18 protein-coding genes are annotated in these 14,367 nt (G+C 73.0%); 9 read left to right on the forward strand and 9 right to left on the reverse strand.

Translation table 11 applies throughout. From position 1 onward, the window contains the following. Positions 1-27 precede the first annotated feature (27 nt). Entirely contained in the window at positions 28-825 is a 798-nt protein-coding gene (locus tag ACI3EY_RS09465) for an MOSC domain-containing protein (protein WP_405037600.1), read from the forward strand. Here the strand turns inward: ACI3EY_RS09465 and ACI3EY_RS09470 are convergent. Together ACI3EY_RS09470 and ACI3EY_RS09475 are read right to left on the reverse strand one after the other, a co-directional pair. Next, positions 784-1,341 (reverse strand): hypothetical protein, encoded by a 558-nt coding sequence (locus ACI3EY_RS09470; protein WP_405040252.1) that lies wholly within the window; start codon positions 1,339-1,341, stop codon positions 784-786. The genes ACI3EY_RS09465 and ACI3EY_RS09470 overlap by 42 nt on opposite strands. Then, positions 1,341-1,613 (reverse strand): DUF2277 domain-containing protein, encoded by a 273-nt coding sequence (locus ACI3EY_RS09475; protein WP_405040253.1) that lies wholly within the window; start codon positions 1,611-1,613, stop codon positions 1,341-1,343. The genes ACI3EY_RS09470 and ACI3EY_RS09475 overlap by 1 nt, the downstream gene beginning before the upstream one ends. A 59-nt stretch (positions 1,614-1,672) precedes the next feature. Here ACI3EY_RS09475 and ACI3EY_RS09480 point away from each other — a divergent pair, with 59 nt between their 5' ends. Continuing rightward, positions 1,673-2,572 (forward strand): sulfurtransferase, encoded by a 900-nt coding sequence (locus tag ACI3EY_RS09480; RefSeq protein WP_405040254.1) that lies wholly within the window; start codon positions 1,673-1,675, stop codon positions 2,570-2,572. 18 nt (positions 2,573-2,590) lie between these two features. Here the strand turns inward: ACI3EY_RS09480 and ACI3EY_RS09485 are convergent, their stop codons facing one another. The 5 genes from ACI3EY_RS09485 to ACI3EY_RS09505 all read right to left on the reverse strand — a co-directional run bounded on the left by ACI3EY_RS09485 (position 2,591) and on the right by ACI3EY_RS09505 (position 6,778). Then, complete coding sequence (locus ACI3EY_RS09485) at positions 2,591-3,115, reverse strand: type 1 glutamine amidotransferase domain-containing protein (protein ID WP_405037596.1); 525 nt, start codon at positions 3,113-3,115, stop codon at positions 2,591-2,593. A 37-nt stretch (positions 3,116-3,152) separates the two neighbouring features. Next, positions 3,153-4,355, reverse strand: a complete 1,203-nt coding sequence (dusB, locus tag ACI3EY_RS09490) for a tRNA dihydrouridine synthase DusB (RefSeq protein WP_405040255.1) — start codon at positions 4,353-4,355, stop codon at positions 3,153-3,155. A gap of 68 nt (positions 4,356-4,423) precedes the next feature. After that, on the reverse strand, positions 4,424-5,236 hold the full coding sequence (locus ACI3EY_RS09495) for a hypothetical protein (protein ID WP_405040256.1): 813 nt from the start codon (positions 5,234-5,236) through the stop codon (positions 4,424-4,426). Next, a complete protein-coding gene (locus ACI3EY_RS09500) occupies positions 5,236-5,769 on the reverse strand; it encodes a SigE family RNA polymerase sigma factor (protein ID WP_405040257.1) in 534 nt (177 codons plus the stop codon). The genes ACI3EY_RS09495 and ACI3EY_RS09500 overlap by 1 nt, the downstream gene beginning before the upstream one ends. 118 nt (positions 5,770-5,887) lie before the next feature. After that, positions 5,888-6,778, reverse strand: a complete 891-nt coding sequence (locus ACI3EY_RS09505; protein ID WP_405037592.1) for a LysR family transcriptional regulator ArgP — start codon at positions 6,776-6,778, stop codon at positions 5,888-5,890. A gap of 83 nt (positions 6,779-6,861) precedes the next feature. Between ACI3EY_RS09505 and ACI3EY_RS09510 the strand changes: the two genes are divergently transcribed. Then, positions 6,862-7,473, forward strand: coding sequence for a LysE/ArgO family amino acid transporter (locus ACI3EY_RS09510; protein ID WP_405037591.1), 612 nt, complete (start codon positions 6,862-6,864; stop codon positions 7,471-7,473). On the opposite strand, the gene ACI3EY_RS09515 is transcribed toward ACI3EY_RS09510, so the two are convergent. Then, positions 7,474-8,883, reverse strand: coding sequence for a glycine--tRNA ligase (locus tag ACI3EY_RS09515; protein WP_405040258.1), 1,410 nt, complete (start codon positions 8,881-8,883; stop codon positions 7,474-7,476). Positions 8,884-8,940: 57 nt separating this feature from the next. On the opposite strand from ACI3EY_RS09515, the gene ACI3EY_RS09520 reads away from it, so the two are divergent. Continuing rightward, positions 8,941-9,303: a DUF6703 family protein gene (locus ACI3EY_RS09520; protein WP_405037589.1), complete on the forward strand. Its 363-nt coding sequence runs from the start codon at positions 8,941-8,943 to the stop codon at positions 9,301-9,303. Between the two features lie 7 nt (positions 9,304-9,310). Here ACI3EY_RS09520 and ACI3EY_RS09525 read toward each other — a convergent pair whose 3' ends face one another. Next, complete coding sequence (locus tag ACI3EY_RS09525) at positions 9,311-10,246, reverse strand: hypothetical protein (RefSeq protein WP_405040259.1); 936 nt, start codon at positions 10,244-10,246, stop codon at positions 9,311-9,313. A 255-nt stretch (positions 10,247-10,501) separates the two neighbouring features. On the opposite strand from ACI3EY_RS09525, the gene ACI3EY_RS09530 reads away from it, so the two are divergent. From ACI3EY_RS09530 to ACI3EY_RS09550, 5 genes are all read left to right on the forward strand, one after another. Further along, on the forward strand, positions 10,502-11,458 hold the full coding sequence (locus ACI3EY_RS09530) for a metal ABC transporter substrate-binding protein (RefSeq protein WP_405040260.1): 957 nt from the start codon (positions 10,502-10,504) through the stop codon (positions 11,456-11,458). Further along, the gene (locus ACI3EY_RS09535) at positions 11,455-12,201 is read left to right on the forward strand and encodes a metal ABC transporter ATP-binding protein (RefSeq protein ID WP_405040261.1); all 747 of its coding nucleotides are present in this window, start codon (positions 11,455-11,457) and stop codon (positions 12,199-12,201) included. Before ACI3EY_RS09530 ends, ACI3EY_RS09535 begins: the two co-directional genes overlap by 4 nt. Then, positions 12,198-13,238, forward strand: coding sequence for a metal ABC transporter permease (locus tag ACI3EY_RS09540; protein WP_405037585.1), 1,041 nt, complete (start codon positions 12,198-12,200; stop codon positions 13,236-13,238). The genes ACI3EY_RS09535 and ACI3EY_RS09540 overlap by 4 nt, the downstream gene beginning before the upstream one ends. Beyond that, complete coding sequence (locus ACI3EY_RS09545; protein WP_405037584.1) at positions 13,238-13,624, forward strand: Fur family transcriptional regulator; 387 nt, start codon at positions 13,238-13,240, stop codon at positions 13,622-13,624. The genes ACI3EY_RS09540 and ACI3EY_RS09545 overlap by 1 nt, the downstream gene beginning before the upstream one ends. A gap of 80 nt (positions 13,625-13,704) precedes the next feature. Beyond that, the gene (locus tag ACI3EY_RS09550; RefSeq protein WP_405040262.1) at positions 13,705-14,364 is read left to right on the forward strand and encodes a GNAT family N-acetyltransferase; all 660 of its coding nucleotides are present in this window, start codon (positions 13,705-13,707) and stop codon (positions 14,362-14,364) included. The last annotated feature ends 3 nt before the right edge of the window (positions 14,365-14,367 follow it).

Here is a 14,367-nt window from a genome sequence, read left to right on the forward strand (position 1 = left end):
GCCGTGCCCGCCTGCGAGGATGACCCCATGGTGATCACCGACCTGCGGATCTATCCCGTCAAGTCGCTCGGCGGCCTCCCGGTCGACGAGGCCGAGGTGGAACCCTGGGGGTTGGCCGGCGACCGTCGTTGGGGCCTGGTGGACCCGGCCGGCGAGAAGGTGACCGCCCGGGAGCTGCCGGCGCTGCTCGGGCTGCGTGCGGAGCAGCTGGACGAGGACACGATCCGGATCCACGCGGGGAGCGACGGCAGCAGCATCCTTGTCGAGACCCCGCTGGGTCTCGGGCCGGTCCCCGTCAGCCACTCCCGACAGGGCTTCGCCGCCCCGGCCGACGCGGACGTCAGCCAGTGGCTGAGCGACGTGCTGGGCACCCCGGTGCGCCTGGTCTGGCAGGAGGACCCCGGCGTGCGCCGGGTCTCCGGCGCGCACGGCGGGCAGGAGGGTGACGTGCTCTCCCTCGCCGACGCCGGCCCGTTGCTGCTGACCTCCCGCACGTCCCTGGCCCGGCTGCAGGAGTGGGTCGGGCCCGAGCCGCAGCTGTCGATGGTGCGCTTCCGACCGAACGTGGTCGTCGACGGGCAGCTGCCTTTCGCCGAGGACGACTGGGCCACGGTGCGCCTCGGCGACGTGGAGTTCCGGACCTGCGAGCCGTGCGACCGCTGCGTGATGACCACCATCGACCCGGACACCCTGGCCAAGGGCAAGGAGCCGATCGCCACCCTGGCCCGGCACCGCGCCTGGGACGGCAAGACCTGGTTCGGCACCCGCCTGGTGCCGCTCGGCTCAGGGACGCTGCGGGTCGGCGACGAGGTCGTCCCGGGCTGAGCCCGTCGCCGCGCGACCGACCCCGGTGATCCGGGCTGCCGCACCGCGCAGCACCGGACCCAGCGGGCGGGGCGGGACGTCGGCATACCCGCCGTCCGCGAGACCGGCGTGCCGTTCGAAGACGCTACCGGCGGCCCGGTCACCCGTCCGCAGCCAGGACCAGCCCATGGAGGCCAGGTAGAGCGGCAGGAAGGGCAGCCCGAGGCTGACCGCCCACTGGGTGCTGTGCACCAGCTCGTGCCGGAGCAGGGTCGGTCGGCGCGCCGCCAGCAGGTCCAGGTCGTGCCGGGTGATGACCACGTCGCCGACGGTGAACGCGGCGGCCGCCGGGAAGGACCACCGGTAGCGGTCGGCCAGCAGGCTGAGCGCGGGTCCGCGCCGTACCCGGGCCCCGCCCAGCCTGGCGATGCCCAGCCCCAGCGGGGTGGACAGGTTGATCCAGTTCGCGGCGTGACGCACCCGGACCGCCCGGGTCACCGGCAGCGCGCCCGGCGCCAGGGACGGATGGTGTCCCATCAGGGGGTGGCGTAGCGCTGGGCGGAGCGAGCCCGGGCCTTGGCCGCCTCCACCTCGCGGTCCTTGGGCGGCGCCGTGGTCACCAGTGCGTCGAGCAGCTCCTGGGTGGCATGTGCCACCGCCGCCACGGCGCGCGCGTAGGCCTCCTCGTTGGCCTGGGAGGGCTTGCTCGCCCCGCCTACCTTGCGCACGTACTGCAGGGCGGCGGCCTGCACCTCGGGCCGGGTCGCCGGCGGGTCGAAGTTGTTCAACGGGCGGATGTTCCGGCACATGGAAACACTGTGCCACGAGCCACCCGCCGCTGTCCGGGGTGAGCGCTAGGGTCGGCGGCATGGGACCTCTCCAGCCCGAGTCCGAGCGCACCGTCGGCCCGCTCCTCACCGCCACCGAGCTGCAGGGGATGCTGGTCGGCCCGGTGCCGGGGCGGCCGGTGCTGGTGGACGTGCGCTGGTCGCTGGGGGCGGGGTCCGAGGCCAACCGGGCGGGCTACCTGCAGGCGCACCTGCCCGGTGCTGCCTTCCTGGACCTGGAGACGGTGCTCTCGGACCCGGTGTCCCCCGACGGCGCCGGCGGGCGGCACCCGATGCCCTCCGCGGACCGGGTGCAGACCGGGCTGCGGGCGGCCGGGGTGCGCGGCGACCGGCCGGTGGTCTTCTACGACGCCGGGACCAGTCTCGGGGCGGCCCGCGCCTGGTGGGTGGCCGCGTACTACGGGATCGAGCAGGGGGCCGTGCTGGACGGTGGGCTCGCCGGCTGGCAGGCGGCCGGGCTCCCGGTGCAGGAGGGTATGCCCACGCGGGAGTCCGCCCCCGGCGACGTGACCCTGGTGCCGGGTGGGCGTGAGCTGCTGGACGCCGACGGCCTGCAGGCCCATCTGGCCGACGGGGGGCAGGTCCTGGACGCGCGGCCGGCCGACCGGTTCCGGGGAGAGAACGAGACCGTGGACCCCGTGGCCGGGCACGTCCCCGGTGCGCTGAGCCTGCCCGCGCTCTCGTTGCTGACCCAGGACGGCACCTTCGTGGACGCCGAGCAGTTGGTGCAGGCGCTGACCGGGGCCGGGGGGCACACGGACAGGGTGAGCGCGCTCTACTGCGGTTCCGGGGTGCAGGCGGCGCACGCGGCGCTGGTGCTGGAGGCGCGCGGGGTGGGCCCGCGGCCCGCCCTGTACGCCGGCTCGTGGAGCGACTGGATCACCGATCCCCGGCGGCCGGTGGCCACCGGGGATCGGTGAGGAGCGTGCGGGGAGGTCTCAGCCCTGGATGGCGGCGACCATCTCGCGGTTGAACGCGGGCAGGTCGTCCGGGGTGCGGCTGGAGACCAGCCACTGGTCCACCACGACCTCCTCGTCGACCCAGGTGGCGCCGGCGTTGCGCAGGTCGGTGCGCAGCGAGGGGAAGGAGGTCATCCGTCGTCCGCCGAGGACGTCGGCGTCGGTGAGGATCCAGGCGCCATGGCAGATGACCGAGACCGGCTTGGTCTGCGCGCCGAAGTGCCGGGTGAAGGCGACGGCGTCCTCGTCCAGCCGGAGGGCGTCCGCGTTGCCGGTGCCCCCGGGCAGCACCAGGGCGTCGTAGGAGGCGGGGTCGGCGTCGCCGACGACCACGTCCACGTCCTGGGTGTGCCCGTTCTTGCCGGTCACCGTCCCCTCGGAGGGGGCCAGCAGGTGTGCGGTGCCTCCCGCCTCCACCACGGTGTTCCAGGGGCTGGTCAGCTCGCTGTCCTCGAAACCGTCGGTGAGCAGGAAGGCGACTGTCTTTCCGTCTAGTGATGCCATGTCTCCAGCCTAGGAGCGGCCCGGCGATCCCGCAGGCTCAGCCGCCACTGACCGAGAGCTCGGCCTGGGCGACCTCGTCACGCTGACGCTGGTCGAGCTCCGGGGAGTCCAGCCACCGGTCCGGCAGCGCCACCACCCGGGCCGAGCCGGCCCGCCCACGCTGACCCTCGGCGGCCTCCCCCGGCCAGGGCTGGTCCAGCTCCAGGGTGTCGATGAGCCGGTCCAGGTCGGCCAGGGTGTGCACCATGCCCAGCTGGTGGCGCAGCTGCCCGCCGACACGGAAGCCCTTGGTGTACCAGGCGATGTGCTTGCGGATGTCCCGGCAGCCCTTCGCCTCATCGTCGTGGAAGGCGACCAGCAGCTCGGCGTGCCGGCGCAGCACCGCGCATACCTCCCGCAGGGTCGGTTCCACCCGGACCCGTGACCCGGCGAAGGCGGCCGCCAGGTCGGTGAAGAGCCAGGGCCGGCCCAGGCAGCCGCGGCCCACGACCACCCCGTCGCAGCCGGTCTCCCGGACCATCCGCAGGGCGTCGTCGGCCGACCAGATGTCACCGTTGCCCAGCACCGGGATCGAGGTCACGGCCTCCTTGAGCTGGGCGATCCGGGTCCAGTCCGCCTCGCCGGAGTAGGCCTGGGCCGCGGTGCGGGCGTGCAGCGCCACCGCGCTCACCCCCTCCTGCTCGGCGGTCCGACCGGCCTCCAGGAAGGTCTCGTGGTCGGCGTCGATCCCGACCCGCATCTTGACCGTGACCGGGATGTCGGCGGGCGCGGCCTCGCGCACGGCGGCCCGCACGATGCCCCGGAAGAGATCGCTCTTCCACGGCAGCGCGGCGCCGCCGCCGCGGCGGGTGACCTTGGGCACCGGGCAGCCGAAGTTGAGGTCGATGTGGTCGGCCCGGTCCTCGCTGACCAGCATCCGCACCGCGGCGCCCACGGTGGCCGGGTCCACGCCGTAGAGCTGGATCGAGCGGGGCGTCTCGTCGGGCCCGTGCTCGATGAGCTTCATCGAGATCGGGGTGCGCTCGACCAGGGCCCGCGAGGTGATCATCTCGCTGACGTAGAGGCAGTCCTCTCCCCCGGGCTCGGAGCTGGCCGCGGCCAGCCCCTGCTGACCGTACTCACGGCACAGCTGGCGGAAGGCGCGGTTGGTGATGCCGGCCATGGGTGCCAGCACGACGGGCGAACCGATCGTGTGGCGGCCGATCTGCAGGGGCGGCAGGGCAGGGGCGGTGATGGTCATGGCCCCTCCAGTGTCCCATCACCGCAGGGCGCGTCCGCCGGGGCACAGCGGTGGTGGGGCCGTGCGGCTCAGTCGCCGGCGACCATGAAGGACCACTGCCCGTCGGCGTCGACGCCGACGCGCCACCCGGTGTAGCCCGTCTCCGAGCTGCTCATCAGGTCCACCTGCTCCTGGGTGTAGAGCCCAGTGTCCACCAGCAGCGCCCAGTCCTGGGAGGTCTCGATCGTCCCGGGCCAGGCGTAGGGCGCGTCCGGGATGTCCTGCTCCGGCTCGAAGGAGGTCAGCAGGGCGGTGATCGCCGCTGCCCGCTCGGCGCCCCCGTCGGCGGAGAAAGCTTCCTCGGGGCCGACCGCCCCGAAGGAGAGGAAGGTCTGGTCCTGTTCGGCCAGCGCAGCGAGGCCGTCCAGGTCGCACTCCGCCGCCAGCCTCAGCACTTCCTCCGCCGAGGCGGAGGAGGCCTCGGGGAGTCCGTCGGCGAGCAGGACGGGGTCGGGATGTGCCGTGGTGCACGGGTCCACGGGCCCGGCGGCCGTGGGCTCGTCCGGCTCCGGCTCCTCCTCGGCGCTCGTCTCCTCCTCGGGGGTGGACTCCTCGGAGGCCGTCTCCTCCGGCGCGGTGGTCTCGACCGCGACGGTGGTGGCGGCCGGGTCGTCGGCCGGCGTCTCGGCCGGCCCTGGCAGCGCCTCGCGGTCACCCAGCAGCCCGCCGCCGACCCAGAACGCCCCCACGAGCACAGCGGCCGCGGCCAGCCCACCCACCGTCTGAACGGTCTGCCGGTGACGTCGTACGACGCGCCCCTGGGCCCAGACCTCGTCGGTCAGGTCGTAGTCGGGTCGGTCCCCGGCGGCGCGGTCCAGCGCCCTCCTGAAGCCATCGTCCATCACGCGCCTCCTCGGCTCGTCGCGTCCCGCATGACCGCGGGCAGCAGCTCTCTCAGGTTTCGCAGGGCCTTGCTGGCCTGGCTCTTGACCGTCCCGGGCGCGCATCCCAGGGCTTCGGCGATCTCCAGCTCGGAGAGGTCCTCGAAGTAGCGCAGCACGACGACGGCCCGCTGGCGGGGTGGGAGCTGCGCCAGGGCCGCCCGCACGTCCGCGCCCTCGACCCAGTCGTCCACCTCGGCCGGCGCAGCATCCTCGTCCCACCTGTCGCGCTCGCCCGGCGCGGCCGCATACGGGACCTCTCGACCCCACTTGCGCCACCGGGAGACCGTGTCGCGGTAGAGGATCCGCCGGACGTAGGCATCAGGCGAGCCCTCACGCACCGACTCCCAGCGGGAGGCCAGCTTGATCAGGGCGTCCTGGACGAGATCCTCGGCCGCGTGGAAGTCGCCGCAGTAGAGCCGTGCGGCGCGCACCAGCTGGTGCTGGCGCGCCCGCACGAACCCGGCAAACTCCTCGTCGATCTGGACGCTCATGCCGGACAGACGCTCCCGCGGGTCCTTCAGGTTGCCCCCAGCTCGGCGGATCTTGGGCCCGGCCGCCTCAGCCGATGAGACGCAGGGCGGTGATGGTCATGGCCCCTCCAGTGTCCCATCACCGCAGGGCCGCGTGCGCCTCCTCCGTCACGCACCGGGTGAGCACGTCCAGGGTGCGCGAGGGCAGCCGGGAGCTGAGCCAGTGCAGCGGCACCTCGTGCTGGGCCCGGGGCCCCAGCGGCACCAGCGTGCCGTCCTCGACCCAGGGCTGCGCCCAGTCCACCGGGATCAGGCCCCAGCCCATCCCCAGAGCCACCGCCTCGGCGAACTCGCGGCTGGAGCCGATGACGTGTGCCGGCGGGTCCACGTCCCGGCGCACCCAGCGTCGCGCGACCCGGTGCTGCATCGTGTCCTTGTGGTCGAAGCGGACCACCGGCGCCGCGTCCAGGGCGGTGGCCCGCAGCCCGTCGGCGAACCAGCGTCGGTGGAACGCGGGGGTGCAGGCGGCCAGGTAGCGCATCGACCCCAGCCCGGTGATCCGGCACCCGGCGACCGGACGGGGGTCGGCGGTCACCGCCGCGAGGGCGACCCCGGAGCGGACCCGGTCGGAGGCATACTCCTCGTCCTCCCGGATGACGTCCAGGGTGACCCGCAGTTCCTCCTGCGCCCGGGCCAGCGCCGGCAGGATCCAGGTCGCCAGCGAGTCCGCGTTCACCACCACCGCCACCCGCGGGTATGCCGCCTCCCGCGCCTCCGGCACGAGCTCGGCCAGGGCGTCCCCGCGCAGCAGGTCCCAGTGCCCGGCCAGCCGGAGCAGCACCTCGCCCGCCGGTGTCGCGACCACCGGTTTCGAGCGGCTGACCACGACCCGGCCGACGCTCTGCTCCAGGGCCCGGATGCGTTGGGACACCGCCGAAGGGGTGACGTGCAGCCGGGAGGCCGCCCGGTCGAAGGTGCCCTCCTGCACCACGGTCACCAGGGTCTGCAACGCCGTCGGGTCCAGGTCCATGTGAAGACATGCTAAAGGTTCTGCAGAATCCTTCATGGCTCTTGATGCCAGAATGCGCCCTCCCGCCGCCTAGCGTGGAGGCCATGACGATGTGGATGCTGGTCCCGACCGGCCTGCTGACCGGGGTAGCGCTGATCGCCGCGGTCGGGGCGCAGAACGCCTACCTGCTGCGCCAGGGCCTGCGCCGTCAGCACGTGGGCGCCCTGGTGGCCTTCTGCGCGCTCTCCGACATCGTGCTGATCGGCGGTGCCGTGCTCGGGGTCGGGGCGGCGATCTCGGCCTGGCCACCCTTCCTGGACGTCGCCCGCTGGGGTGGCGGCCTGTTCGTCATCGGCTACGGGCTGCACGTGGGCTGGCGGGCGCTGCGCCCCGGGGCGGCCCTGACCGCGGGGGTGACACCGACCATCAGCCTGCGCAGGTCGCTCACCACGATGGCCGCACTGACCTGGCTCAACCCGCACCTCTACCTGGACATCATCGTGCTGGGCTCGATCGCCAACAGCCACGGCAGCGAGGGGCGTTGGTGGTACTACGCCGGGCTGGTGAGCGCCAGCGCACTCTGGTTCAGCGTGCTCGGGTTCGGCTCGCGGCGGCTCGCCGGGTTCTTCACCCGGCCCCGCTCCTGGCAGGTCCTCGACGCGCTGATCGCCGTGGTGATGCTGGCCATCGGCATCGGCCTGATCACCAGCGGCTGATCAGCAGCCGATCAGCCGCTGAGCCAGGTAGCCCTCGACCTGGTCAAGGGAGACGCGCTCCTGGCCCATGGTGTCGCGGTCCCGGATGGTGACGGCGTGGTCGTCGAGGGTGTCGAAGTCCACGGTGACGCAGTAGGGCGTGCCGATCTCGTCCTGACGCCGGTAGCGCTTGCCGATCGCGCCCGCGTCGTCGACGTCCACCATCCAGTGCTGCCGCAGCGTGGCGGCGAGGTCCTGGGCCTTGGGCGTCAGGTCGGCGTTCCGGGACAGCGGCAGCACGGCCACCTTGACCGGCGCGAGCCGCGGGTCGAGGCGCAGCACCACCCGCTTGTCCACACCGCCCTTGGTGTTCGGCGCCTCGTCCTCGGCATACGCGTCCACCAGGAAGGTCATGAGCGAGCGCGACAGGCCGGCCGCCGGCTCGATGACGTAGGGCGTGTAGCGCTCGCCGCTGGCCTGGTCGTAGTAGGACAGGTCCGACCCGGAGTGCTTGCTGTGCGTGGTCAGGTCGAAGTCGGTGCGGTTGGCCACCCCCTCGAGCTCCCCCCACTCGCTGCCGGCGAAGTTGAATCGGTATTCGATGTCGACGGTGCGCTTGGAGTAGTGCGAGAGCTTCTCGGCCGGGTGCTCGTAGTGGCGCAGGTTCTCCGGGTCGATGCCCAGGTCGGTGTACCAGCGGGTGCGCTCGTCGATCCAGTACTGGTGCCACTCCTCGTCCTCGCCGGGCTTGACGAAGAACTCCATCTCCATCTGCTCGAACTCGCGGGTGCGGAAGATGAAGTTGCCGGGGGTGATCTCGTTGCGGAAGCTCTTGCCGGTCTGGGCGATCCCGAACGGCGGCTTCTTGCGGGAGGTGCCCAGCACGTTGGAGAAGTTGGTGAAGATGCCCTGGGCCGTCTCCGGGCGCAGGTAGTGCAGCCCGGACTCGTCCTCGATCACCCCGAGGTAGGTCTTGAGCATCATGTTGAACTCGCGGGGTGCGGTCCAGGCCTTGTTGCCGCAGTTGGGGCAGGTGATGTCGTCGAGGGAGATCTGGTCCGGGTCCACCGCGTCACCGGTCCTGCCCTTCTTCGCGGCCTTCTCGGCCACCGCCTCCTGCATGTGGTCCACCCGGAAGCGCTTGTGGCAGGACTGGCACTCGGTCAGCGGGTCGGAGAACTCGCCGACGTGACCGGAGGCCACCCAGGTCTGCCGGGGCAGGATGATCGAGGAGTCGAGGCCGACCACGTCGCCGCGGGTCTGCACCATCGACCGCCACCACTGACGCTTGATGTTCTCCTTCAGCGCCACCCCGAGCGGGCCGTAGTCCCAGGCGGAGCGGGTGCCTCCGTAGATCTCCCCGCACGGGAAGACGAAGCCACGACGCTTGCACAGGGACACGACGGTATCGACGGTGGAGGTGGGAGCCATGGGGACGAGTCTAAGCGGGGTGGGGTATGCCGGACCCACCCGGTTTAGGCTGTGCCGGTGAGCACCGCCGAGCCCGATCGCACCGACGATCCGCACCAGGACCGTGGCCCGCAGCCCGGCCCGGAGGCGGGCCCGGGTGCGCTGCGCCGCCGGATCGAGCAGGCCAGCCTGCCCGTGCTGGAGCTGCTGGCCCGGCTCCCGGTGTGGCTTCCCTTCCTGCTGCTGCTCGTGCTGATCCTGGGCGGGGGCTTCATCGGCGGGACCGTCGGCTGGGTCCTGGTGGGCGTCGCGATGTTCTTCGTGGCCTGGCTGCTCTACCTCTCCTGGCCGCGGCTCACCGGCGTCGAGCGGCTCATGCGGGTGGCGGTGCTGCTGCTCTTCCTGGCCGTGACCGTCGTCCAGCTCGTCCCCCGAGGCTGACCACTCGTCAGCGGTCCGCCAGCGGCCGGACGGTCCTGGCCGCCGGCTCGACCTTGCGGCGGATGCGCTCCGGATCACGCAGGTCGGCCCAGACGATCCGCACCACGGCGAGGCCCAGCGCTCGCAGCCGGTCCTCCCTGCGCTTCTCCCGGACCAGCGCCTCCCGACCGTCGGCACCGGCATACTTCACCGCCCCGTCGAACTCCAGCACCACCCCGAGCTCCGGCAGGTAGGCGTCGACCCGCCCCACCAGCCCGTCCGCGTCCCGGAACTCCACCTGAGTCCGCACCTCGTACCCCAGCAGCCGCAGCACGAGCCGCAGCCCGCTCTCCCCGAGCGACTCCGCCCCCGGGTCCGCCTGCTCCACGGCGTGCCGGGCCCGTGGCCCCCACCCTGCCGCCCGCTCCAGAAGCAGCTCACGGGTGGCCAGCCCGACCCGCAGGGCGGCGTCGGCCACCGCCTGGGCCGACAGGTCGCTGCCGATCGACAGCGCTCCCAGCACCGCGTCGACCGGCCCGACGGTGGCGGCTCCGCGCAGGCTCCCGAACTCCTCCGGGTGCCCCTCGTGGACCGTGTATGCCGACCGCCGCCGCCCGTGCCCCCGCCCGGAGCGCCGGACCACGTGGACCTGCCCCAGGTCGGCGGCGAGCAGCGGCAGCCCGAAGAGCACCGCGGCGCTCAGGTGGCTGGCGGCATACCGGGGGTGGGCGGCCAGGACGGCCCGCAGCCGCAGCTCGTGCACCGCCTCCAGGGTGGCTCCCTCCATCGAGCGGGCGTCGGCATACCCGCCACGGCAGACCCGGACGAGCACCCCCGCCCGCGTCAGGCGCGCGAGGTCGTCCGCGGCCAGCCCCAGGTCCAGCCGGGCGCCCACCGCACTGAGCGCACCGTGGTGGGTGCTCAGGTAGGTCGGCAGCGTCTGGAGGTCGGGGCCTGCGGTCATGGGTGCCAGCCTGACGGTGCCGGCGCCGCGCTGGACGGCACGGCGCAGATCTGTGGACAACCCCGGCTGATGGTCACCACATGGAGGCGGGAGGGCCCCGCGCTTCCTCGGCTGCCCCGCGCTTCCTCGACTCCCCCACCGCCGTAGCCACGGGGCTCTCGACGAAGCGATGGGCCATGAGCGGGACCGTGGGATCTCAGCCACCCGGCATGCGCGTTTTGACAATGATTCTCATTCAGTACGACACTGGTGGGTATGACCGTCCGCCGCCTGCTCCTGCCGCTGCCCCTGCTCCTCGTCCTCGGGGCGTGCGGCGATGACGCAGGGAACGGCGACGACACCGCCGGTGGTGCCGACGGCGGGGACGCCGGTCTGCAGGTGATCGCCAGCTTCTACCCGCTCCAGTGGCTGACCGAGCAGGTCGCCGGGGAGCACGCCGAGGTGACCATGCTGACCAGCCCGGGCGCCGACCCGCACGACCTCGAGCTCACCCCGCAGGCTGTGGGCTCCGTCGGCAGCGCCGACCTGGTGGTCTACTCCGCCGGCATGCAGGCCGCCGTCGACGACGCCGTCTCCTCCCAGGCGCAGGACTCCTCGCTGGACGTCGCCCCGAGTGCCGACCTGCTGACGGCGGAGGAGGAGGGGCACGAGGGCGAGAGCGAGGAGGAGCACGCCGAGCACGACCACGGCCCCGAGGACCCCCACTTCTGGCTCGACCCGGTGCGCTACGGCCAGGTCGGCGAGGTGATCGCGGAACGGCTCGGCGAGCTGGACCCCGAGCACGCCGAGGACTACACGGCCAACGCCGCCGACGTGGTCGCGGAGCTGGGCGCGCTCGACGAGGAGCTCAGCACCGGCCTCGCCACCTGCGAGAGCCGGGACCTGGTCACCACCCACGAGGCGTTCGGCTACCTGGCCGCCCGCTACGACCTGCACCAGATGGGCATCACCGGCATCTCCCCGGAGTCCGAGCCCTCCCCCGCCCGGCTGGCCGAGGTCAGCTCGCAGGTCGAGGAGCTCGGGGTGAGCACCGTCTACGCCGAGCCCATCCTCACCGACGCCATCGCCAGCACCATCGCCCGGGAGACCGGCACCACCGTGCTCACCCTGGACCCGCTCGAGGGCCTGACCGACGCCTCGGCCGGTGAGGACTACCTTGAGGTCATGCGCGCCAACCTCGACTCGCTGCGTGACGGCCTCGGCTGTTCGTGAGCACCGCCCCCACCGGCGCCCCCGCCGTCCGGCTGCACCGGGCCGCCTTCGGCTACCAGGGCCGCCCCGTCCTCTCCGGTGTCGACCTCACGGTCCACCCCGGTGAGGTCGTGGCCCTGCTCGGTCCTAACGGCTCCGGCAAGACGACGCTGGTCAAAGGTCTGCTCGGCCTCTCCGAGCACCTGTCCGGCGAGGTCGAGGTGCTGGGCACCCCGCTGGCCCGGCTGCGCGACCGGACCCGGACGGGGTACGTGCCGCAGCGGCATACCCTCACCGGCGGGGTGGGGGCCACGGTGACCGAGGTGGTCGCCACCGGCCTGCTCGCCAGCCGCCCGTGGTGGCGCCCCGCCCGGCGCGCGGACCGCGCCGCGGTGCACGAGGCCCTGGAGCAGGTCGGGCTCGCGGACCGGGCCCGCTTCGATGTCGAGACCCTCTCCGGCGGCCAGCAGCGGCGCGTGCTGATCGCCCGGGCCCTGGTCCACGCCCCCGACGTGCTGGTGATGGACGAGCCGACCGCCGGGGTGGACCACGCCAGCCAGCACGTGCTCGCGGAGGTGCTGCGCCGGCTGGGGACCAGCGGCACCACGATGCTCGTCGTCACCCACGAGCTGGCCGCGCTGCGCGGGGTGGTCGACCGGATCGTCGAGATCGACACCGGCCACCTCACCTTCGACGGCACGCCGCAGGGGTATGCCGACCACCTGGGCGAGCACGCGCTCTCGGCGGGCAGGGAGGCACGGTGAGCGAGATGCTGTCGCTGGAGTTCATGCGCAACGCGCTGCTGGCCGCCTTCGTCGTGGGCCTGGCCGCGCCGATGGTCGGGATCTTCCTGGTGCAGCGCCGGTTGTCGCTGATCGGCGACGGCCTCGGCCACGTGGCGCTGGCCGGGGTGGCCATCGGGGTGGTGACCCAGAGCAGCCCGGTGTGGACCGCCCTGCTGGCGGCGGCCGCCGCCGGGGTCACCATCGAGCTGGTCCGCGCCCGGGGACGCACCTCCGGGGACGTGGCCCTGGCGCTGATGTTCTACGGCGGGATCGCCGCCGGGGTCGTCATCATCAACAAGGTGGACGGGGCCCAGACCGGCAACCTCACCGGCTACCTGTTCGGCGCCATCACCACCACCACCCGTGCCGACGTCATCGTCTTCAGCGTGCTCTCGGCGGTCATCGTCGGTGTCGTCCTGGTGCTGCGGCAGCGGCTGTTCGCGGTGGCCGGGGACGAGGAGTACGCGCGCGCCTCCGGCCTGCCGGTGCTCGCCCTGAACATCGTGCTGGCCATCCTCACCGCGGTCACCGTGGTGGTGGCCATGCGCGTCATCGGGCTGCTGCTCATCAGCGCGCTGATGATCATCCCGAACGCCGCCGCCCAGCAGGTGGCGGTGAGCTTCCGCAGCGCCCTGTGGTGGGCGGTGGGGCTGGGGGTGCTGTCCTCCGTCGGGGGTGTGGCGACCTCCTACTACGCGGACACCGCCTCCGGCGGCACCATCGTGCTGCTCGCGATCGGGGTCTTCGTCCTGGCCACGCTGGCCGGGTGGCTGACCCGGGTGGTCGCGGCGGCCCGGCACCGTCGCGCCGAACGGCACCTGCACGAGCACGGCAGCGGGTGCGGGCACGAGACGGTCCCGCACGGTGACCACGTCGACTATCTGCACGACGGGCACCGGCACGCGGCGCACGAAGGGCACTACGACGAGCACGCCGAGGGGGGCGTGCCGCACGACCACCCCACCGCCCCTAGGCTGGAGGGCCATCAGGTCCACCCGGAGGAGGCGAGCCGCTGATGAGCACCACCCGACGGCCGACCCGTCAGCAGTCTGCGGTGATCGAGGCGCTGGGCGCGACCGAGGACTTCACCAGTGCCCAGGAGCTGCACGCCTCCCTGCGCGACTCCGGCGCCAAGGTGGGTCTGGCCACCGTCTACCGGACGCTGTCCACGCTGGCCGACTCCGGTGACGTGGACGTGCTCCGTACCGGCGACGGTGAGTCCGTCTACCGGAAGTGCTCCACCGGGCACCACCACCACCTGGTATGCCGCTCCTGCGGCCGGACGGTGGAGATCGAGGGTCCCACCGTCGAGCGCTGGACGGACGCGGTCGCCGCCGAGCACGGTTTCTCCGAGGTCGCCCACACCCTGGAGATCGTCGGCACCTGCAGCGACTGCCGCTGATCCCGACGGTCCGCGACGAACCCGACGGTCCGCGGCAAACCGGTTGCTCGCAGACCCGGGGCTGCCTAGCCTCGCCCACCATGGGCTTCACGATCCGCGACTACGCCGACCTGGACGAACCCTCGTGGCTGCGCTGCCGGGTGCTCTCCTTCCTCGGCTCGTCGTACTTCGACGACGTCCGGGCCGCCCGGACCACCTTCGCGGGTGACGCGCTGCAACTGGTCGCGGTGCTGCCGCGCCCCGAGGGCGTGACCACCCCGGGCGCGGAGCAGGTCGTCGGCATCCTGGACGTCGAGCTGTGGGAGGAGTCCGGTGAGCCGGTCGCCACGATCGACACCGTCGCGGTGCACCCCGACCACCAGCGTGCGGGGATCGCGGGGGCTCTCCTCGGCACTGCCGTCGCCGAGCTGGGTCACCGTCCGGGCGGCGTCCGGTGGCTGGACGCCTGGACCCGCCAGGACCCCGAGGCCTGCGGCTGGTACGAGGCGCAGGGGTTCAGGCTCGACCAGACGTACCTGCACGTCTACGCGGACGCCGAGGCCGATCCACGAACGAAGGTCCCGGCGCCGGGGACGGCGACGGGGCATACCGGGGCGGGGCCGTTCGGCCTGGGGGCACCGGTGAAGGCGTTCTACCACGGTCCCGACGAGGACCCGGTGAAGTGGCGGGAGCGCTTCGCGCGGGTGCATCAGTGCCGGCGCTACCTGCGCCGGCTCGACACGGGGTCGCCCGGCAGCTGATGG

The organism is Serinicoccus shuyuelongi, assembly GCF_045032955.1.
Taxonomy (GTDB): domain Bacteria; phylum Actinomycetota; class Actinomycetes; order Actinomycetales; family Dermatophilaceae; genus Ornithinicoccus.